This window comes from Pseudocitrobacter sp. CD920760 (assembly GCF_057782505.1).
The window spans coordinates 2,191,087-2,208,447 of sequence record NZ_CM173490.1 but is presented as its reverse complement, the minus strand read 5'-3'; the positions used below and the strand labels follow the sequence as shown (position 1 = coordinate 2,208,447).

At 48.4% G+C, this 17,361-nt stretch carries 22 protein-coding genes; 11 read left to right on the top strand and 11 right to left on the bottom strand.

Annotated elements, in window-relative coordinates; genetic code table 11:
* Positions 1 to 3 precede the first annotated feature (3 nt).
* The gene (locus tag AC1MKH_RS10190) at positions 4 to 843 is read right to left on the bottom strand and encodes a GPO family capsid scaffolding protein (protein ID WP_276220159.1); all 840 of its coding nucleotides are present in this window, start codon (positions 841 to 843) and stop codon (positions 4 to 6) included.
* A gap of 156 nt (positions 844 to 999) precedes the next feature.
* On the opposite strand from AC1MKH_RS10190, the gene AC1MKH_RS10185 reads away from it, so the two are divergent.
* The 4 genes from AC1MKH_RS10185 (at position 1,000) to AC1MKH_RS10170 (ending at position 5,399) form a co-directional block, all read left to right on the top strand.
* Entirely contained in the window at positions 1,000 to 2,727 is a 1,728-nt protein-coding gene (locus AC1MKH_RS10185; protein ID WP_276220160.1) for a terminase large subunit domain-containing protein, read from the top strand.
* Positions 2,728 to 2,759: 32 nt separating this feature from the next.
* Positions 2,760 to 3,782, top strand: coding sequence for a phage portal protein (locus AC1MKH_RS10180; protein WP_276220350.1), 1,023 nt, complete (start codon positions 2,760 to 2,762; stop codon positions 3,780 to 3,782).
* A gap of 230 nt (positions 3,783 to 4,012) precedes the next feature.
* A complete protein-coding gene (locus tag AC1MKH_RS10175) occupies positions 4,013 to 4,771 on the top strand; it encodes a DUF488 domain-containing protein (RefSeq protein WP_276220161.1) in 759 nt (252 codons plus the stop codon).
* 16 nt (positions 4,772 to 4,787) lie between these two features.
* Complete coding sequence (locus tag AC1MKH_RS10170; RefSeq protein ID WP_276220162.1) at positions 4,788 to 5,399, top strand: dual OB domain-containing protein; 612 nt, start codon at positions 4,788 to 4,790, stop codon at positions 5,397 to 5,399.
* A gap of 100 nt (positions 5,400 to 5,499) precedes the next feature.
* On the opposite strand, the gene AC1MKH_RS10165 is transcribed toward AC1MKH_RS10170, so the two are convergent.
* The 6 genes from AC1MKH_RS10165 to AC1MKH_RS10140 form a co-directional block, all read right to left on the bottom strand.
* Positions 5,500 to 8,115, bottom strand: coding sequence for a replication endonuclease (locus AC1MKH_RS10165; protein WP_276220163.1), 2,616 nt, complete (start codon positions 8,113 to 8,115; stop codon positions 5,500 to 5,502).
* 3 nt (positions 8,116 to 8,118) lie between these two features.
* Entirely contained in the window at positions 8,119 to 8,292 is a 174-nt protein-coding gene (locus tag AC1MKH_RS10160; protein WP_276220164.1) for a hypothetical protein, read from the bottom strand.
* Positions 8,292 to 9,284 carry a DNA adenine methylase gene (locus AC1MKH_RS10155; protein ID WP_276220165.1) on the bottom strand — a complete coding sequence of 331 codons (993 nt, stop codon included), beginning with the start codon at positions 9,282 to 9,284 and terminating at the stop codon, positions 8,292 to 8,294. The genes AC1MKH_RS10160 and AC1MKH_RS10155 overlap by 1 nt, the downstream gene beginning before the upstream one ends.
* Positions 9,277 to 9,444, bottom strand: a complete 168-nt coding sequence (locus AC1MKH_RS10150; protein WP_276220166.1) for a hypothetical protein — start codon at positions 9,442 to 9,444, stop codon at positions 9,277 to 9,279. The genes AC1MKH_RS10155 and AC1MKH_RS10150 overlap by 8 nt, the downstream gene beginning before the upstream one ends.
* An 80-nt stretch (positions 9,445 to 9,524) precedes the next feature.
* Entirely contained in the window at positions 9,525 to 9,806 is a 282-nt protein-coding gene (locus AC1MKH_RS10145; RefSeq protein ID WP_276220167.1) for a hypothetical protein, read from the bottom strand.
* The gene (locus tag AC1MKH_RS10140; protein WP_276220168.1) at positions 9,803 to 9,991 is read right to left on the bottom strand and encodes a DUF4761 domain-containing protein; all 189 of its coding nucleotides are present in this window, start codon (positions 9,989 to 9,991) and stop codon (positions 9,803 to 9,805) included. Before AC1MKH_RS10140 ends, AC1MKH_RS10145 begins: the two co-directional genes overlap by 4 nt.
* Positions 9,992 to 10,107: 116 nt before the next feature.
* On the opposite strand from AC1MKH_RS10140, the gene AC1MKH_RS10135 reads away from it, so the two are divergent.
* Positions 10,108 to 10,572, top strand: a complete 465-nt coding sequence (locus AC1MKH_RS10135) for an ECs1072 family phage-associated protein (RefSeq protein WP_276220169.1) — start codon at positions 10,108 to 10,110, stop codon at positions 10,570 to 10,572.
* Here AC1MKH_RS10135 and AC1MKH_RS10130 read toward each other — a convergent pair.
* Together AC1MKH_RS10130 and AC1MKH_RS10125 are read right to left on the bottom strand one after the other, a co-directional pair.
* Positions 10,520 to 10,909 (bottom strand): hypothetical protein, encoded by a 390-nt coding sequence (locus AC1MKH_RS10130; RefSeq protein ID WP_276220170.1) that lies wholly within the window; start codon positions 10,907 to 10,909, stop codon positions 10,520 to 10,522. The two genes, AC1MKH_RS10135 and AC1MKH_RS10130, sit on opposite strands and share 53 nt — an antisense overlap.
* Before the next feature lie 19 nt (positions 10,910 to 10,928).
* The gene (locus AC1MKH_RS10125; protein ID WP_276220171.1) at positions 10,929 to 11,198 is read right to left on the bottom strand and encodes a regulatory phage cox family protein; all 270 of its coding nucleotides are present in this window, start codon (positions 11,196 to 11,198) and stop codon (positions 10,929 to 10,931) included.
* A 123-nt stretch (positions 11,199 to 11,321) separates the two neighbouring features.
* Between AC1MKH_RS10125 and AC1MKH_RS10120 the strand changes: the two genes are divergently transcribed.
* From AC1MKH_RS10120 to AC1MKH_RS10105, 4 genes are all read left to right on the top strand, one after another.
* Positions 11,322 to 11,621: a helix-turn-helix domain-containing protein gene (locus AC1MKH_RS10120; RefSeq protein ID WP_276220172.1), complete on the top strand. Its 300-nt coding sequence runs from the start codon at positions 11,322 to 11,324 to the stop codon at positions 11,619 to 11,621.
* A 142-nt stretch (positions 11,622 to 11,763) separates the two neighbouring features.
* Positions 11,764 to 12,777, top strand: a complete 1,014-nt coding sequence (locus AC1MKH_RS10115; RefSeq protein ID WP_276220173.1) for a phage integrase — start codon at positions 11,764 to 11,766, stop codon at positions 12,775 to 12,777.
* Between the two features lie 235 nt (positions 12,778 to 13,012).
* Positions 13,013 to 14,029, top strand: a complete 1,017-nt coding sequence (locus AC1MKH_RS10110; RefSeq protein WP_276220174.1) for a sensor domain-containing diguanylate cyclase — start codon at positions 13,013 to 13,015, stop codon at positions 14,027 to 14,029.
* A gap of 45 nt (positions 14,030 to 14,074) precedes the next feature.
* Positions 14,075 to 14,179: a YoaK family small membrane protein gene (locus tag AC1MKH_RS10105; protein ID WP_015964813.1), complete on the top strand. Its 105-nt coding sequence runs from the start codon at positions 14,075 to 14,077 to the stop codon at positions 14,177 to 14,179.
* Between the two features lie 89 nt (positions 14,180 to 14,268).
* Here AC1MKH_RS10105 and AC1MKH_RS10100 read toward each other — a convergent pair whose 3' ends face one another.
* Together AC1MKH_RS10100 and AC1MKH_RS10095 are read right to left on the bottom strand one after the other, a co-directional pair.
* On the bottom strand, positions 14,269 to 15,753 hold the full coding sequence (locus tag AC1MKH_RS10100; RefSeq protein WP_327621853.1) for a GGDEF domain-containing protein: 1,485 nt from the start codon (positions 15,751 to 15,753) through the stop codon (positions 14,269 to 14,271).
* Positions 15,754 to 16,199: 446 nt separating this feature from the next.
* The gene (locus AC1MKH_RS10095) at positions 16,200 to 16,463 is read right to left on the bottom strand and encodes a DUF2534 family protein (RefSeq protein WP_015964815.1); all 264 of its coding nucleotides are present in this window, start codon (positions 16,461 to 16,463) and stop codon (positions 16,200 to 16,202) included.
* Positions 16,464 to 16,647: 184 nt separating this feature from the next.
* Between AC1MKH_RS10095 and AC1MKH_RS10090 the strand changes: the two genes are divergently transcribed.
* Complete coding sequence (locus AC1MKH_RS10090; RefSeq protein WP_015964816.1) at positions 16,648 to 16,974, top strand: TehB family protein; 327 nt, start codon at positions 16,648 to 16,650, stop codon at positions 16,972 to 16,974.
* A gap of 31 nt (positions 16,975 to 17,005) precedes the next feature.
* Positions 17,006 to 17,359, top strand: coding sequence for a TehB family protein (locus AC1MKH_RS10085; RefSeq protein WP_015964817.1), 354 nt, complete (start codon positions 17,006 to 17,008; stop codon positions 17,357 to 17,359).
* Positions 17,360 to 17,361 lie beyond the last annotated feature (2 nt).

Here is a 17,361-nt window from a genome sequence, read left to right as displayed (position 1 = left end):
TAGTTAGTAGTCGGCTTGTTCAACGCCGGAATTACCGCCCTGTGCGGACTGGCGGCTAAAGGTACTGGCATCCTGTGTCGCCAGCGTGCTTGTCAGGCTCGCCAGATCGCTTGTCAGCTTCTGGATGGCTTTTGCGTCACCGTCACGCAATGATTTAAGCTCCACCACCTGATCGATCAGGTCAGCCTGAGACGTGGCAACGCCTTCAACCGCTTGGCGCACCTGGCTGAACTGCTCGCTATCGGTTTTATGGTTTTTGGTGAGAATGCCCATCACGCGGCTAAACCACTGCTTGCCTTCATCGCTGCGTTGTTCCGCCAGTTCGATAACTTCCGCTTCAATGGCGTCAGAGAACATCGCAGATTCACCCTGCTGCTTATTGAATGCCTGCACCTGCTGGCGCTGTTGTGCGGCGAATTGAAGCCGCTCAGTTCCGAGGCTTGCCGGGGTATCAGTCATTGCGAGGCCAACGACATACGCCTCACCATTCAGGGCAAATTGCGGGGCAAGCTCGATGCTGGAATAAACTTTTTCCCCTTTATCAGTCATGGCCTTCATCTTGTCTGAAGCGTCGATTTCAGCATAAAGCGCCGTGCGTCCTGCTAACGCGCCATCCGTAATATCTTCTGCGCTCAGCGCCGCAACATCCCCCATTGCGCCAAAGTCGCTACCGGGGTACATGGAAAGATAATGCTCAATATTCACACGGGCTGCGTAGACGCTCGGATTGTAATTTGCCGCAGCCTGGCGTAAGTGCTCAGGTTTGATTTCACGCCCGTCTACGGTTGCACCGGAGACGGCAACGCGGAATTTCTTCCGGGTAGGTTTAGTGGTTGCACTCATGTTTTTTCCTGCCGTTTGGTTTCTGTCTATCCATGATGTCAGTTGCTAAGTCCTTGTCTCAACGCGTTTTAGTTGTCAGAGAAAGCCCACAACCCAAAGAGCGGGAACGGCTTTCGCGCGCGGGTTAATCTCTCCATCGAAACGAGAGGACACCGCATGATTCAGGACGCATTTGTAAGGCAGAGAGCGAAACAGCTTTACTGGCAGGGCTACCCGCCAGCAGAGATCGCACGCCTGATGGGTATCAGCCAAAACACGATCTATTCATGGAAAAAGCGTGACGAATGGGATGAGACGCCAGCGATTCAGCGCGTCACACAGTCTATTGATGCCCGGTTATGCCAAATCACCATGAAGCCAACTAAGACCGGCGGCGACCTGAAGGAAATGGACGCACTTACCCGGCAGATGAAGAAACTTTCAGAAGGGCAACCGGCGGAGCCATTCAGCAAAAAGACACGCACCCGCAAAAAGAAAAATCACTTCTCTGAAGCGCAGATTGCCGCGCTGCGTGAAAAAATTCAGGAGTCTCTCGCCTGGCATCAGCAGGGATGGTTTGCACAGCGTGGACAGCGAAACCGCATGATCCTGAAAAGTCGCCAGATCGGGGCGACCTGGTATTTTGCACGCGAAGCACTGTTGCAGGCGCTGCGGGATGATGTGAAGCATGGTTATCAGAGAAACCAGATATTTCTGTCTGCTTCTCGCCGCCAGGCGCACCAGTTCAGGGGATTCATTCAGAAAGTAGCGGAGGAAGTAGACGTTGAATTAAAGGGCGGTGACAAGATTCTGTTATCCAATGGCGCTGAACTTCATTTCCTGGGCACATCAGCCGCTACCGCACAGAGCTACACTGGCAACCTCTTTTTCGATGAGTTTTTCTGGGTAGGTAACTTCGCCAACCTCCGAAAGGTGGCGGGCGCAATGGCAACCCTGAAAGGGCTCACGCGTACCTATTTTTCTACGCCATCCAGTGAAAGCCATGAAGCCTATCCGTTCTGGACGGGCAAGCGCTGGAATGAGAAACGCAGCAAGGCAAGCCGCGTGGAATTCGACACAAGCTGGAAAGCGCTTAACAGTGGCGTTCTTTGCCCGGATAAAACCTGGCGGCAAATTGTCACCCTTCAGGATGTGATCGATAACGGCTGGGAATACACAGACCTGGAAGAAATCCAGGATGAAAACACACCAGATGAATACACCAACCTGTACATGTGCGAATTCGTCAAAGAGGGTGAAGCGGTCTTCACCCTTAACCAACTACTGGCTTGCAGCGCAGATGGTTACGACGACTGGCAGGACTGGAAACCCTACGCGGCCCGCCCCCTGGGTGATCGTGAGGTATGGATAGGCTATGACGCAAACGGCGGTACGGGCAACGGTGACAGCGGGGCAATCTGTGTGGTTGCGCCACCCCTCGTCACCGGCGGCAAGTTCCGCACGATTGAAACGCGCCAGCTTCGCGGGATGGAGTTTGAAGAACAGGCCAAAGTCATTGAAGACATGACTTTTAAATATAACGTTCGTCACATCGCCATTGATGGAACAGGGATCGGGGAAGCCGTCTGGCAACTGGTCAAAAAATTCTTCCCGGCGGCGATCTGCTTCATCATGTCGCTGTCTTCAAAGCGGAATCTTGTACTGAAGATGCAGCAGGTGATCCGCGCCGGGCGCTGGGAATATGACCGCAGTGAACAGGCGTTAGTGTCTGCCTTCAACGCAGTAAGAAAGATCACCACCCCAGGCGGTCAAATAACCTATGACACAGATCGCGCGCGCGGCGTCAGCCACGGCGACCTGGCCTGGGCCAATATGCTTGCCGTAATCAATGAACCAATCGGACGCGAGAACGGCGGCGGTGGCGGTTCCGTAATGGAGTTTTAATGAACACAACCACACATGAAAGCGGCTTAACGATGCTTACTGAAAACAAGGCTGATTTTGGAGAAGCGATAAAGCGTGATCCCTCACTCAGCGCCTTCACGTTTGATGGGCCATACCAGGTCACCGGCGCGCATGATCTGTTAGATAACATGTACTGTGCGGATAACGGCAGATACTACGAAACCCCTGTTGACTGGTATGGGCTGGCGCGTTCTTTTGGTCAGTCGCCGTGGCATCAGTCGGCGCTGTATTTTAAGCGTAATGCCCTGGCGGGCTGCTTCATTCCGCACCCGCTCTTATCCCGTCAGACATTTTCCGCACTGGCGCTTGACTGGTTTGTCTTCGGTAATTTCTATCTTGAGGAACGAAAAAACCGCCTCGGCGGGCGGCTTCCTATGCGTAACTCTCCGGCAAAATACACCCGCCGGGGAAGTGATCTGGATACCTACTGGTTTATACGTCAGTGGAAAGATGAGTTTGCCTTCAAAACTGGCTCGGTCTGCCACGTTATGAACCCCGACATTCATCAGGAGATCTACGGCATGCCGGAATATATGGGCGCGCTATTGTCTGCCAGCCTGTCACACTCTGCTGATATGTTCCGAAAGATGTATTACGAAAACGGCTCTCATGCTGGGTGTATTCTCTACATCGGTGCTTCAACCGTGGATGATGAGAGCATGAAGAGTATTAAAAAGACACTCACTGATGCACGCGGGAAAGGGGCGTTTAAAAACCTGCTGCTGCACGCGCCAGGCGGCGGAAAAGATGGAGTGCAACTCATGCCCTTCAGCCAGATATCCGCAAAGGATGAGTTTCTTAATATCAAATCTGTTACCCGCGATGACATCCTGGCGGCACATCGTGTGCCACCGCAACTGATGGGGGCCATGCCTGATGGCAATGGCTCATTCGGTGACGTGGAGAAAGCCGCGCGCGTGTTTGCCATTAACGAACTCATGCCCGCAATGGAAGCCCTGAAGCATGTAAACGACTGGCTTGGTGAAGAAGTGATCCGCTTTAAACCATACGCCCTGCTGGAAAATAGCAAGTAACCCGGAAGCCGCCACCCGGCGGCGTCCACTCCTTATCATAACCACACGACGCGCCAGCGCGATTCTAAGCAACGTTTCCCACAAGCACGCCTCTACCAACACACTACGCTCACAACGCGCCAGCGGGCCAAATTACCCCTTATTTTGCGATATTTGAACCTATCCCCATATGTACCCCGGCGCGCGGGCTTTCCCCCCGTCACCTGCGCGCAACGATCGAGCGTGTTTTCGTGCATTTGCAGATCCACCGCCAGCCCCCGCAGATACTGCCGCGATCGACTAAAAAAGAGGCTGATTTTATTGTGCATTTTTGTGCGCACTTGTGCAAAACACATGTTTTCTGTAAATCATCAGCTCAAGACTTCCATGATTGGTTTAAAAATGGCAATGTGAAGTATGCTTTTGTAATTGGTGACCTTATGAACACTCAAACTAAACCCGAGACAATTTTTAGTATTGGGCATGGAGCCCGTAGGCTGGACGAATTTTTAGCTTTACTGAAAAAATATCATATTAGATATGTTATAGATGTTCGCTCAAAACCTAGATCCAGGTTTCACCCACATTTTAACCGGGAAGCCCTGGCCCTTCACTTGAAAGAAGTCGGCATCCGATATGTTTTTATGGGAGAGCAGTTGGGAGGAATCCCTAAAGATGATCAATGTTACGACGAAGATGGGCGAGTTGATTACGAGAAAATAAAAAACAAAGGCTTTTTCCTTGAAGGCATTGAGCGAATTAAAACGGCATATTCTAAAAATTTAAAGATTGCTTGTATGTGCAGCGAGTTATCCCCTTGCGACTGTCATAGAAGCAAATTAATAGGTGACTATCTGCAATCCTTAGGGATTGAAATGCAACACATAAGCAAACAAGGAGATTTGTCTTCACAAGATGACGTGATGAAAGAAGTTTTAGGTTCAAATGGCGAGCTTGATCTTTTTTCAGAAAGTACTCCAAAACTAAAATCAAGAAAGTCTTATCGCTGAAAAAAGGAGATTCAATATGATTACTGATGTAATAATTCTTTCTAGAACAAAAATGGCCGGAGATAAGATATGTGTCGGTGGATTAGATCTCAAAAGTGGGGGAATGTTGCGATTGCTCGACGATAAAGCAAGTGCTCTGACTAAAGACTACCCATATAAAATTGGTGAAACTTATACTATTGAGTTCGCTCAAAGATACAATAGAAATGTACCTCATCTAGAAGATGTCGCAGTTTATGAGTTTTCTTTAACTAAAACTTATAACAAAACTGACCTAGATACTGCCGTCTATAGCAATAGTGCTAGTCTTGGTGATCTTCGGGATTTATTTTCAGGGAAACTTCAATGGAATAATAATAAGGGCTATGCTTTACAGTCTGACCCACCTAACTTTAGCGTGCAAATAGCACAATTAAATCGAACACTGATTAGAAACGGTGCTGATTACCAAGAGGTCGGTTCTTTCACCCCTAGAAGAGTAAAATATGTCGGCGAAATGGATATAAGCAGAATGCCTCCACGAATCAATTCAGGCACGCCTATTAGATTCTCCTTAGCTAGACCATGGGATAAAGATGGAAACGGAGTAAAAGTATGCTATTTACAGCTTTCAGGCATTTACATTTAAAAATGTAATTATGATACTTAAATCGCGCTCTTGAAAATTAACTCCCACACCACATAGAGCGCTATTTATAATTTATTATTGGTACATCTTTTATGAAAAGTTAATTCGATTCATCAGAAAACCCGTAAGATATTGTCAATGCTTCTCGCCATCGGCTAAGTAATGTCTCTGCCTTGTGGCGTGCGAGCGTCTTGCGCCAGCGCATATCCGCTCCAGTCATTATCAATTCTCCTGTAATTAGGTTTGCTCTATACGTGGTATCAAGTGCCGTTACTTCTGCCCCTTGCGCCAGTTTGAGCGCCTGAACTGAGTTGATTTGAATTTTTCTCAACTTCGCCCACTCCATAATTTCCTGGGCTAAGGATTCAACTTCATCGCTCACCGCGCTTTCTTCCTGGCGAATGACATGTGCTGCTTTCATATAGCTCTCGGCTCTGGCCCGGTCATAATCGGTGCAATCACCGGCAGTAATGCTTAAAGCGAGCGCCTCATACTGATCAGCGGGTGAAACGCGCTGATTTGATTTGTGGTTTCTGATGCCTTCCGCAATCTGTTTTCTCTGATCTAGACTTAATTGACCTATTTCAAATTGCTCTGGTTGTACTTCGCCAGCTGGCAAAGTCAGATCTGGCGGATTTAAAGGTGGTGAACCTGTATGTTTTTTGTGCTCAGTACAGTTATTGACACGAGTCCAAGAGGACGCAGACGCGCCCTTAAGGTCAAAACCTCGATCGGCGTTGTCGTCTGAATTTGGCTTCATTCTGACAATGCGATAAGAATGGAGGCGGGTTTCTACCGGAGGAATATTCGATGCTGGCATGACTACGCCTTTAATGACCTTCTGAAACTCGCCGTAGCTACTCGGCTCATCCCGATACTGATACCAGGCGCGCAACACAAGCCTATTTCGTGTGACGAACGGGCCACCCTGCAAGGTGATGTAGTCCTGCCAGTTCCCCGCATGGGCGGCGCGGTGTAACTCACCAAAAACCGGGCTAATACGATCTGCCATCTCCTGATTCTTCAGGCGACGCAACTCGCGCCAGACAGACACCGGTGCACCACCCAAAAACTGAAACTGACGAATGCCCCAGCATGAAGCCCAGGCGGTAGCATGTTTTGCTGTTTCCTTCAGTGGGCGTCCGCTTTCGTCGTCGCTTTCACCATCCAGCGCGTAGCCATCAATATTTTTAGATATGTACTTAACGACATAGCCAGTAGCACTCCCCAAAGCCGGATCTATCGGCTTAAGCTCAAAGCGCGGTTGCTTGCCAGCCTTACCGGTTAGCTCGTCTGCATCCTCACGTGTGGCGTAGTCTTCCATCACTTCCAGCAACTCGCCGGTATGTTCCGGGGCAGTGAACAAAAGACCATGCCAATGGGGAGTACCATCATGGTGAGATTCAGCAACGCGAAGGCCAAATACAGGAATCTCACGGCGCGCAAGCTCCGCGCGGATCAGTTGCCATACATGATTAAGGTAATTTTGTGTTTTGCGTGGGCTTTCTCCGTTCCATTTATGGTTACGATGCCCGAACGCTGTAAAAGCATGATATTTAGACGGTGCGGTCAACGTGAAGAAACTACCGGCAAAACCGCTTTCTGTTGCCACTTTCTCAAAACCACCAATGCGCGTCATCAGCTCTACACGGCGCTTTTCAGGGTTAGAAATGCTTTTATCGATCTGTTCTATCAGAGGAATGCGCTCGCCAGTCACCTGATCTTCAAGCTCAAGGCGGCTCATAATTGCGCGGCTACGCTTGCGGCGGGAATCCCACTGTGTCACGTGGTGTTTGCTGCAATACGGTGAAACATCGCGACGCACATCACCATAAGCAATGTGCAAATGCTCACGCCAGCGGCGGGCGTACTTGCGCAGAAGACGTGACCAAAAGCGATCGTGTGTGGTTTTTTGTATTGCTGCCGCTGCTTCATCAAGAGCCATCCGGCGCTTCTTCGCCCAGGGAGGAACCAACCTGAAATAAGCGATTAGCCTGGAACCCTCACGCACCATGCGTTTGCCGTACTCCGCATCACTAAACACGCTCGCGCCTTCACTCACTTCAGCCAAAACGGTATTGGCATAAATGGCGATGTCCTGTGCCAACAAATCAATATCTTCGTCGGTACTATCAGCCAGATTATTGAAGCGGCGCGCCAGAACACGTAGATTTTCAAACGTGTGAAACAGTGGGTCTAGTTCCGAGAAAATGATCCAATCATTGTCTTCTGGTACCGCGTATTGTTTCGTGACGCTTCGGACGTGTGGAAGCTCGCGCTTAACGATATCGAGCAACTTCAGTTTTGCTATATGACGCCCTTTATCCTCATGCACGGTATTTATGTAAGAGGCTATGCGGCGGCGAATAAAGGTAGGTAACGGCTTGAGGGTATCTTCTACCCACGCGAAAAACTCCTGCTCTTGACCCAATTCATATAGATCAACAGCGGGAGTCTTATCGACGGAAATGGCCTGTTTTGGATTACTCCAGCCCTGGCCTTTCCCCTTTGATATTTGGCCTTCATCGTGTGAGATAAAAGCGCCTGGCGTTAACTGGTCTACTTCTGCTTTTGTTTCTCGCGCGATATAGATCGGGGTTTTAATCCCGTGCTTTATGACCTCCAGACACACCAAAAAGCCAGACCTACCCTGCCTGGTATTCAGAACCCGCGAAATAATATATTTCGCGGGTGAATCACATTTAAGCGCGCCCACTGGCTATACCTGGACGCTATCGCCGGGCTTAACTTCCCGCGCGTCACGTTCTGAGTAATTGATCAGTTCAGTGTTGCTGTAACCGCCCTCGCTGAGAACCTCAACGCGGGTAATCCAGAAATTGCGGTACGGGCGAACGTCCAGCACCTTTGTAACTACCGCATCGACTTTATTCATCAGAAGTCCTCCGGCATGGTGTATGAATCGCAGATCTCGCAGTTGCGACAGCAGAAGGTATCGCTTCCAGATTCATAGCCATCACCAGCAACGGCAGGGCAACAAGTCGCGCAGTAACCGCGCCCCGCCTGACCGCATTCATCGCAGACACATAGAGAGCCAATCACCTCGCCAGCCAGGTTGCGCGTTTTAGCCCCCACTGACCGGCGGACGTCGAATGATTTAAGTGTGAACGGGTAGTAAATCTGGCGCGTTTCCGGGGTGTCACTGCCGGAAATAACAGAAGGGATTTTTGCCAGGTTATAAAGGCGTGAAAGCACCGCAACCAACGCGCGATGGTCTTCATCGGTAAACGGCTTGCCATAAGCGGTAAAGTTCGCCGTTTCGCTGGCTGGCAGATATGGCGGATCACAATAAATCACACACCCTGAATGCCCGACTGACAGGGGGATTGTTTCTCTGAAATCACCATGCAGGAACATCGCGCCCTTTTCCCACGCTCTTTTAGCAAAATGCTGAATCTCAGCAACAGGGAGAATTGGTTTTTTACGGAAGCCAAACGGTACATTGAATTCATTTTTTAAATTGACGCGATAAACACCGTTATAGCAATGACGATTTAAATAAAGAAACAGCGCGGCATATTCAGTCAATGCTTCATCATCATATTTTCTACGGTCATATTTAAACTCACGATTAATCACATTAAATGCATCGCGATATTTATAATACGTGTCTTCATCATTGCCATTTTCAAAAATCTTTGCGGCAGCAGATAAAAGCGACTCAGTGTTGCGCTTAACTACCGAAAAGAAATTAATCAACGCTGCATTGCTATCGCACAGAACATAGGTCTTGTAATCAGTATTCAGGAAGACACTACCGCTTCCCACAAAAGGCTCAACAAGGCATTCACCCTTCGGTAAAGCCTCCAGTATGTGAGACATCGCGCGAGACTTGCCGCCCGCCCAGATTAAAGGGGAGTTAACCATTTTTATGCTCCTTAACTTCTGCGGCCTGCTCTCTGTTGTCGATCCAGTTTTCCAGGCTGCGATAAATTTCATTGGTTGATAGTTTTTCTTTCTTCAGCAAGGTTAATTTGATGCGTAACAACCCAAGCAGGTGCGCGCGTTCATTTGTTTGAATTGTCATAATCACCCCCCTGAAAAAAGACAAAGCGAAGCCCCGGCAAAAATGCCGTAAATAAATAGATTCATATTGCAGTTATTTAATTAGCGCGCGCCGCTATTCCAGTGTTTTTCTAATTCTGAAACGAAGGCATCACATATAGAGCCATCTGGCAGAATAGAAAATTGAATACCCGTTTCCTTACAACGCACCTCAAAACCATTTCGGGCAATATCAGAAAGAGCCATGCCATGCACAACATTCCGCGATTTGCTGTACTGGTGACCGGGGCCATACCCACTGCGTGAAGGTGTACGGGTTCCATCCTGGCGGGAAGCGTTCACACTCTGGCGAGCGTTCAGGATTGCTGCGATTGAAGTAGTCATTGTTGCCCCCGGTGAAGCTGATCGATTGTTTGGCGAGCCTGAGACAGTCCGAAGTCCAGCCCCAGATAATTACCATCTTTAGTGATTTGGTAACGCTGGCGTGAATACGGTTTTTTGCGTGGCAGCTTCACAATGGTGAAGCCGCGATAGATTGCTGTTTTGCTGTCGATCTGGATAAGCATCATCCGCACCCCTGGTGAATTATTCCCATGATTATTGTGTTGTTTTTTGGTACTTTCGGTTTTCCCGCCGCTCCGCCAAGACCGTGCGGGCTTGCCTTAATCAACGTATAGGAACCGTTATGGAACTGAATTTATCCTCCTGCTATAGAGTGTTTTTAGGTCATTACTCATGCATTGCTAAATCACTTGGTGTGTCACCCAATCCGGACAGTCGAAGCGATGAAGCAAGTTATGTTACATATCGAGCATTGATGCTTTTCAAGCTCGACCTCTTGCTTATCGAGCACCAAAACAAGGTTGATCCCGACCGGTTGTTCCTTTTTGGTGAGTATGCTCTGAATCACTATCTTTTCACTAAAAAGGGAGTCCCCTATTCAGAAACAAAAAACCTTAGCCTTCATGACAAGCTAACCATTCTTGCCGAAGAACTTATTTCTTACAGCGTTCCGGATGAGGTTCTGAATTATTTGAAGACCGAATTTAATTTCTCACACTATGGTTTTAAATCTGTTAGCAACGACAAGCGTAAATTCACAGAGTCCGAATGGAGTTTTGACCTAGCCGAACAACGACTGAATCAATAAAGCTATTTGTTGCGTTAAGCTTTTCTTCAATAGCGGAGGCTTCTACCCGCAGGTGTTCTGGCTTCCCGGTCAAATGCTTGCGGGACATCAGTTTCACTATCAGATCTTCCAGAAAAGCGATTAACTCTTCATCGCTAAGCAAACCCGCAAAAACTCTCGGCGATGAGTCTCCCACCCCAGGGCCAATAAATTCGCCCCCAGCTATGATTTCAACCACCTCAATGTTATTCAGATCTGAACCACCCTTAGTCACAATCACTCCCGCGCTACTCCCTTCTCCGCTGCGTCGCTGACGAAACCCTGTTGTTTTGTCTTTATGTTCAAGTTTATTGCTCATACATTAAGCCCTCGTGTAATTACTGCCCCAACCCTAACCACATTAACCACCCTTCCCTGATTTCTTTCGGGCGGCTCTCGTAAGCCAGCTTCATGCCGTTGTTCCAGGCTGGCAGGTAAACCCAGTATTCTCCTGCACGGCCTGAAGTCGATTGTGGGTCGGTCATTTCAACTACTGGCAGCTTCCCTTTTTCGATCATCCCTCTTACAGCCGCTGGTGACTTACCGATTAGCTTTGCGAACTCCTGATAAGGAACTGCGTCACTGGTACTAACAACTTGTTTGCTCATCTGATAACCTTTTATCTAGATCTAACCAATGGGCTTCAAAGTTCTTTAATGTGCTTTGATGAACATTGACAACATCTAAATCCACATTAGAGAGTTTCGATAATATTAGAGGATCTTGATAACATGTCAACGCCAATAAGTGAAAAACTCGCGCTAGTTCGCGAGTCAGAAAGGCTTAACAGGAAGCAATTTGCTGAAATAACAGGAGTTCCTTATAGCTCACTGACCTATTACGAGAGTGGAAGAACCACCCCGCCAACTGATGTAACAATGAAGATTCTCCAACACCCACGATTCACCAAATACACGCTGTGGTTCATGACTGACCAAATATCTCCTGAGTCCGGGCAAATTGCACCGGCCCTCGCACACTATGGGCAAGACGTAACAACCTCGCAGCACTCAGGCCAAAAGACTGGTTAACAATTCACCATTCTTTTGTTTATTACAAAATGTGTTTACTTGTTAATAAATACAACAAACACGTCATTCGAAAAGTAAAACCAAGCAACATTGTTTCAGAAATAACTGATCGTAAAGTAACCACCACGCATTGGAGTGTCTTATGAGCATTAAGAAACTCGATGATGGTCGTTATGAAGTGGACATTAGACCTAGGGGACGCAACGGAAAGCGTATCCGCAGGAAGTTTGACAAGAAGAGCGAGGCAATCGCATTCGAAAAACATACTCAGTACAACTACCACGATAAAGAGTGGCTCTCGAAACCGGCAGATAAAAGACGCCTGTCAGAGCTGACACAGATCTGGTGGGATTTAAAAGCGAAGCATGAGGAATGGGGTAAGTACAATCGCGGGAAGGTAGATAAATTCACAGCCATAACCGGTGATCCTTGTGCGTTTCAGATAACGAAAGCGGTTATAGGCCAGTACATAGCGGCCCGACGTGGCGAAGGCGTCAAACCTTCAACGATAAATCGCGATCTGACCTGCATCAGCGGGATGTTTACGGCACTGATTGAAGCGGAATTGTTCCACGGTGAGCACCCAATAAGAGGGAGAAAACGACTCAAGGAAGAGAAGCCAGAAACAGGGTATTTAACAAGCGAGGAAATCGCCGCCCTGTTCTCCCGTCTCGATGGCGACAACAAAAAGATTGCGATTCTCTGCCTAAGCACTGGCGCCAGATGGGGAGAGGCGGCAAAGCTGAAAGCGGAACACATCATTCATAACCGGGTAACGTTTGTTAAAACCAAGACAAACAAACCGCGCACGGTTCCGGTATCGAGTGAAGTGTGCGAAATGCTGACCAGTGTGAAGCGTGGGTTTCTATTCCCCAATGCTGACTACACGTTATTTCGGCAGGTACTGAAGGAGGTGAAACCTGATTTACCCACAGGCCAGGCGACCCATGCTCTAAGGCACAGCTTCGCCACGCATTTTATGATCAACGGGGGGAGTATCATCACCCTACAACGAATACTCGGACACGCGCGAATTGAGCAAACGATGGTTTACGCTCACTTCGCGCCAGAGTATTTACAGGATGCTGTTTCACTCAATCCGTTACGGGGCGGAGTGGATGCCAAAAACGTCCACACAGTGTCCACAGACGGATGATTTATAGCGGCTTTTAATGGCCTTTAGTGCAGCGCTAACCCGCATTCCACCGTTGGATGCGGGTTATATCAAGGGGGGGTTAACGCCCCCGATGGGGCTTTTTTTTGCCCTTAAAGCCTTATGTTCCTGCGCCAGAATGTATAAAATTTGATATATCCAGGCTGTATTCTTATCGAGCAGTCAGAAAATTCTTACCAACGTACGGCGTACTCCCTGCCGTACGGGAGCTTTTTTCATGTCCGACAACATTCTTGCCCGGGTATCGCACACCCTTGCCACGGAACAATCTTTGGAGTGTCTGGTTCGCCAGTTACTCGAAATGCTTGAGCTGGTCACTAATATGGAGTCTACGTATCTGACCAAAATCGATACGGAAGCCCAGCTGCAACATATTGTTTATGCGCGCAATAGCGGTGATATGACCATCCCGGAAAATGCCTCCGTTCCCTGGGAAGAGTCGTTATGCAAACGAGCAATGGATGAAAACTTTTTCTTCTGTAACGACGTTGACGTCCACTGGGCGGATTGCGAACGTGCGCGCGAGCTTGGCATCACCACGTTTCTCAGTACGCCGGTGCATCTGGCCGACGGGTCGCTGTATGGAACGCTGTGCGCTTCCAGTAAGCAAACCATGCCTTTTAGCCTGAACGGGGAGCAAGTGCTCCAGCTGTTCGCCAGTATTATTGCGCGCTACATTGAGAAGGAGTCGCTGGTGAATCAGCTGCGCGCGGCAAATGCGGCGCTGATATATCACTCCTACACAGATGCATTAACCGGATTGCCCAATCGCCGGGCGATATTTGAAAATCTGGAGACGATGTTCTCACATGCCCAAAAAGTGGGCTGCCATATTACGCTGGCCTATATTGACCTTGATAAATTTAAGGCCATCAATGACCATTACGGCCATCATTGTGGCGATCGGTTCTTGCAACAGGTTGGACAACGGTTGTTGGCCTTTAACACGGAAGATGGCCTGGTCGGGCGTTTGGGTGGCGATGAATTTTTGGCTGCGGTACTCTGTGCCTCAAAGAGTGAACAAACACAGTTCGTCAGTGCGTTACGGGAGCTGCTCAGTGGTGAATATTCGTTAGCAGAAACCACGCTTCACTATCCGGGTACCAGTATCGGCGTGATTGATATTGATCCCAACACAACAGACATTGAAAGCGCCATGCGCGCCGCCGACAGCGCCATGTATTTGGATAAACAAATGCGCCGCCAGCTACAATCCCCCTGGCATATCGGTTAAGGTTCACCCTACACAACATGAATAAATAACATTCAGGATAAAATAATGAGGCTAGGTATCGCGTTCCCCATCGTCATCTTTATTGTGGCGGTCATTTTTCTGAGCTGGTTCTTTATTGGCGGCTATGCGCTGCCAGAAGGTGCAAAATGAGAAAAACAACCATCATTATGTTGATTGTGGCGGTTGTTGCCGTCGCCGGGACACAATTAGGCTGGTGGTAAACCTGCACGAAGGCCGGTTTACCGGCCTGATTCCTGCTGTTCGTTCTTCTTCATCCGATACATGTCGGCATCCGCCTGCTGGATTGCGCTATCCAGATTATCCGCACTTGAAGACATTCCCCATGATACGGATAACGGCACCACTTCGCCCTCTACCGTAAAGGCATGCTGCGTTACCTGCGTAGCAATCCGTTCAGCAATATAGCGCGCATCTTCCTTGCTGGCGCTGGCCAGTAAAATGACAAACTCATCACCGCCAGTTCGGATCACCAGATCGTGTACGGCACGGACGTTATCCAGCATACATTGCGCGATAATCTTCAGCGCGCGGTCTCCCACGCTATGCCCCCAGGCATCGTTGATCGCTTTAAACTTGTTGCAGTCAAACAGGAGAACGGTGGTGTAACGTAGTTCATGCTTCTGAATCAGTTCCAGAATATTGCGCGTGTAACTGCCGGTGAGCGCATCAGAATAGAAGCGATTGTCACCTTTATTTAGCCTGCGGCGAATAACAAAAAACAGTAATAAAAAGAGCAGCGGTGCCAGCAGCACGGCCGTTGAGGCCATCGGATCATGTAAGATGTATAAATAAAGCGGCAGCGCATAGCGGAATTCGTAGCGATCGGAAAGATCGTAAACCTGATAAACCGTCGGCCAGTTACAGTTATCCGTTAAACAAAGATGGCTACCATCCTGACGGTTAACAAATTTCAGCATCAGCTCAGAAGGGACGTTATTTTTGAACGACTCGCGTAAAGCGCGCTGTAACTCGGGCTTTGAAAAATCGTACAGTAAATAACCGACAATATGATTACTCACCTGTCCGGCAGAAAGATCGTAGATATAACTCACCAGACTGTAGGCTTTTTCACCGGTTATTTTATCCGTATAAAAATTGGTCGAGCTCCGCGCTTTTTTACGAGAATCTTTGAGTAATAAGCGGTCATAAAACGATTCTGGAATCTGGAAAAAGGCGGCAGGATTACGCGCCATTTGTGATGAATCAAAGGAAAAGCGAACGGAGTCTTTACTGGTAAACCAATAAAACCAGTGCGCGTCATGCGCCACAATATAACGATGGGTATCGTAATGCCCAGGATTCAGCGTGTTCATTCTGGCACGCACGAACTCGCCTGCGGCAAACATACAGCGCGCTTCTTCACTCTGCGTCCGGGATATCAGCGTGCCGTAGCCCGGGTTAAGAACCGACCTGTCAGCATTGATGCCCCATTCATCGCGATTACGTGGACGAAAATCGCTCAAATTGCCGCACAGGTTATTACTTTTTAGCTGTTGATAACGCACGCCTGCGGCATCGGCAATTAATTCATTATCATTAAAGATGGCCAGCATATTGCTTTCCAGCGCATTAATGCCGTCATTGACCTGAGTAATCGCACGTTGATACATAAAAAAGAGATACAGGAAAATTAACAGGCCAGTGATCCCTGCTGCCACCAGCAACGCCTGCTTCTTTCGTAAGCTGTCCTGAACACGTCTCACATGCGCACCATCATAAAAGTCATCCTTTTAAACGTAACACACTTTGCGTTTTTAGCTTGTCCAGAAAGAACCTATCAGAAAAATAGGCTATTCATGCTTTAAATGTGTGGTTATTAACAAATTAATGTACAACTGACTAATTTATGTGCATGAGAATTAGGCGCAAAGACGCAGGGAGCCATGAGGAATACGGAGTAATCTTATCTACTAATGCATGGGCTTTTATAACAATCGTCTCAGCTGAATCGCATAGACTATTTACGGCGACAGCGTGTTACAGGAGACACTTATAATGAAAAAATTGCTCGCACTCTCTTTATTAATTGTATTGAGCAGCACACTCAGCGGATGCATCATCGATCATGGCCATCACCGTGGCGGTCATCACCACTCGCATCATCGTTGACAGAGGGAAAATTCAGGCGAGCCGTGCTCGCCTGATAAAATTAGCTGTGGCTCTCTTTGGGACCCAGGAAAATAAAACCGAATGGAATCGACCCCAGCACGGTGAAAATGCAGCTGTAGACCATGACCATTGCGCCCTGCAAAAAGAACATGCCCGTTGTCCACTCCGAATAAGGCAGGTTGTACTCACGTACTACGCCGCCAAACGTTGCCCGCCCCACGACAAACAACGCAATCACAAATATTGTGCAGGCACACAGCAGAAATTTTTTGCCGTTCCTTGTCCGCAATTTTTCCAGCACCATACTCAACGCTCCCCTTCATGGCGATATATTACGCTGTAGTTGTAACATTTATGTGCCAATAAATGAATGTTTTTGTGAATCTATAGTGATCTACCCCTTTTAAAGTGGTATTTAAAATGCACTTTTTGATAAATTTCGACCGGCACTTCGTGCTCTAATAACCCGTAACAAAACAGGGGGAAACATGTTACGGATTCCGCAAAGTTGTGTTCATACGCGTTCCACGCCGTTCTGGAACAAAGAGACGGCACCCGCCGGTATTTTCCAGCGTCATCTCGATAAAGGTACGCGCCAGGGGGTCTACCCTCGCCTGTCGGTGCATAAAGGGGCGGTGAAATACCTGGGCTATGCTGATGAGACGATTGAACAGCCTGAAGCCGAGTTACTGATCGAAGCGGGTCACTTTGGCGTGTTTCCACCTGAGAAATGGCATCTGATAGAACTGATGACCGAAGATACTGTTTTTCAGATTGATTTTTTCGTGGAAGCTGATGTTTTGAGATCCCTTTAAGCTCACAAGGCGACTAAGTAAGGAGCCAATTATGCTGCGTATTCCTGAAAATTTTATTCATTCCCGTTCAACACCGTTCTGGAATAAAGACACCGCGCCAAAAGCGCTGTTCACTCACCACAACACCAAAGCACATGTTTATGGCCGCCTGTCGGTGATGCAGGGCGCGGTGCGCTACTTTGGTTTTCCTGACGCCGAGGCCACTGAGCCTGACGTCGACATTGTTATCGAAGCCGGGTCATTCGGTATTTCGCCGCCGCAAAAATGGCACCGAATTGAGCTTCTGACTGACGATACCTATTTCAATATCGACTTCTTTGCCGACCCGGATGTCAAACTTGAAGGCGCAGGCCTGGGCAAAGTGGTCAATTCGCATAAGGAGTAAAC

Excerpts from the sequence above, each read along its gene's own strand:
- AC1MKH_RS10190 (WP_276220159.1), bottom strand. The coding sequence starts at position 843 with ATGAGTGCAACCACTAAACCTACCCGGAAGAAATTCCGCGTTGCCGTC.
- AC1MKH_RS10185 (WP_276220160.1), top strand. The coding sequence starts at position 1,000 with ATGATTCAGGACGCATTTGTAAGGCAGAGAGCGAAACAGCTTTACTGG.
- AC1MKH_RS10180 (WP_276220350.1), top strand. The coding sequence starts at position 2,760 with ATGCTTACTGAAAACAAGGCTGATTTTGGAGAAGCGATAAAGCGTGAT.
- AC1MKH_RS10170 (WP_276220162.1), top strand. The coding sequence starts at position 4,788 with ATGATTACTGATGTAATAATTCTTTCTAGAACAAAAATGGCCGGAGAT.
- AC1MKH_RS10160 (WP_276220164.1), bottom strand. The coding sequence starts at position 8,292 with ATGAATAAAGTCGATGCGGTAGTTACAAAGGTGCTGGACGTTCGCCCG.
- AC1MKH_RS10155 (WP_276220165.1), bottom strand. The coding sequence starts at position 9,284 with ATGGTTAACTCCCCTTTAATCTGGGCGGGCGGCAAGTCTCGCGCGATG.
- AC1MKH_RS10150 (WP_276220166.1), bottom strand. The coding sequence starts at position 9,444 with ATGACAATTCAAACAAATGAACGCGCGCACCTGCTTGGGTTGTTACGC.
- AC1MKH_RS10145 (WP_276220167.1), bottom strand. The coding sequence starts at position 9,806 with ATGACTACTTCAATCGCAGCAATCCTGAACGCTCGCCAGAGTGTGAAC.
- AC1MKH_RS10140 (WP_276220168.1), bottom strand. The coding sequence starts at position 9,991 with ATGATGCTTATCCAGATCGACAGCAAAACAGCAATCTATCGCGGCTTC.
- AC1MKH_RS10135 (WP_276220169.1), top strand. The coding sequence starts at position 10,108 with ATGGAACTGAATTTATCCTCCTGCTATAGAGTGTTTTTAGGTCATTAC.
- AC1MKH_RS10130 (WP_276220170.1), bottom strand. The coding sequence starts at position 10,909 with ATGAGCAATAAACTTGAACATAAAGACAAAACAACAGGGTTTCGTCAG.
- AC1MKH_RS10125 (WP_276220171.1), bottom strand. The coding sequence starts at position 11,198 with ATGAGCAAACAAGTTGTTAGTACCAGTGACGCAGTTCCTTATCAGGAG.
- AC1MKH_RS10120 (WP_276220172.1), top strand. The coding sequence starts at position 11,322 with ATGTCAACGCCAATAAGTGAAAAACTCGCGCTAGTTCGCGAGTCAGAA.
- AC1MKH_RS10115 (WP_276220173.1), top strand. The coding sequence starts at position 11,764 with ATGAGCATTAAGAAACTCGATGATGGTCGTTATGAAGTGGACATTAGA.
- AC1MKH_RS10110 (WP_276220174.1), top strand. The coding sequence starts at position 13,013 with ATGTCCGACAACATTCTTGCCCGGGTATCGCACACCCTTGCCACGGAA.
- AC1MKH_RS10105 (WP_015964813.1), top strand. The coding sequence starts at position 14,075 with ATGAGGCTAGGTATCGCGTTCCCCATCGTCATCTTTATTGTGGCGGTC.
- AC1MKH_RS10095 (WP_015964815.1), bottom strand. The coding sequence starts at position 16,463 with ATGGTGCTGGAAAAATTGCGGACAAGGAACGGCAAAAAATTTCTGCTG.
- AC1MKH_RS10090 (WP_015964816.1), top strand. The coding sequence starts at position 16,648 with ATGTTACGGATTCCGCAAAGTTGTGTTCATACGCGTTCCACGCCGTTC.
- AC1MKH_RS10085 (WP_015964817.1), top strand. The coding sequence starts at position 17,006 with ATGCTGCGTATTCCTGAAAATTTTATTCATTCCCGTTCAACACCGTTC.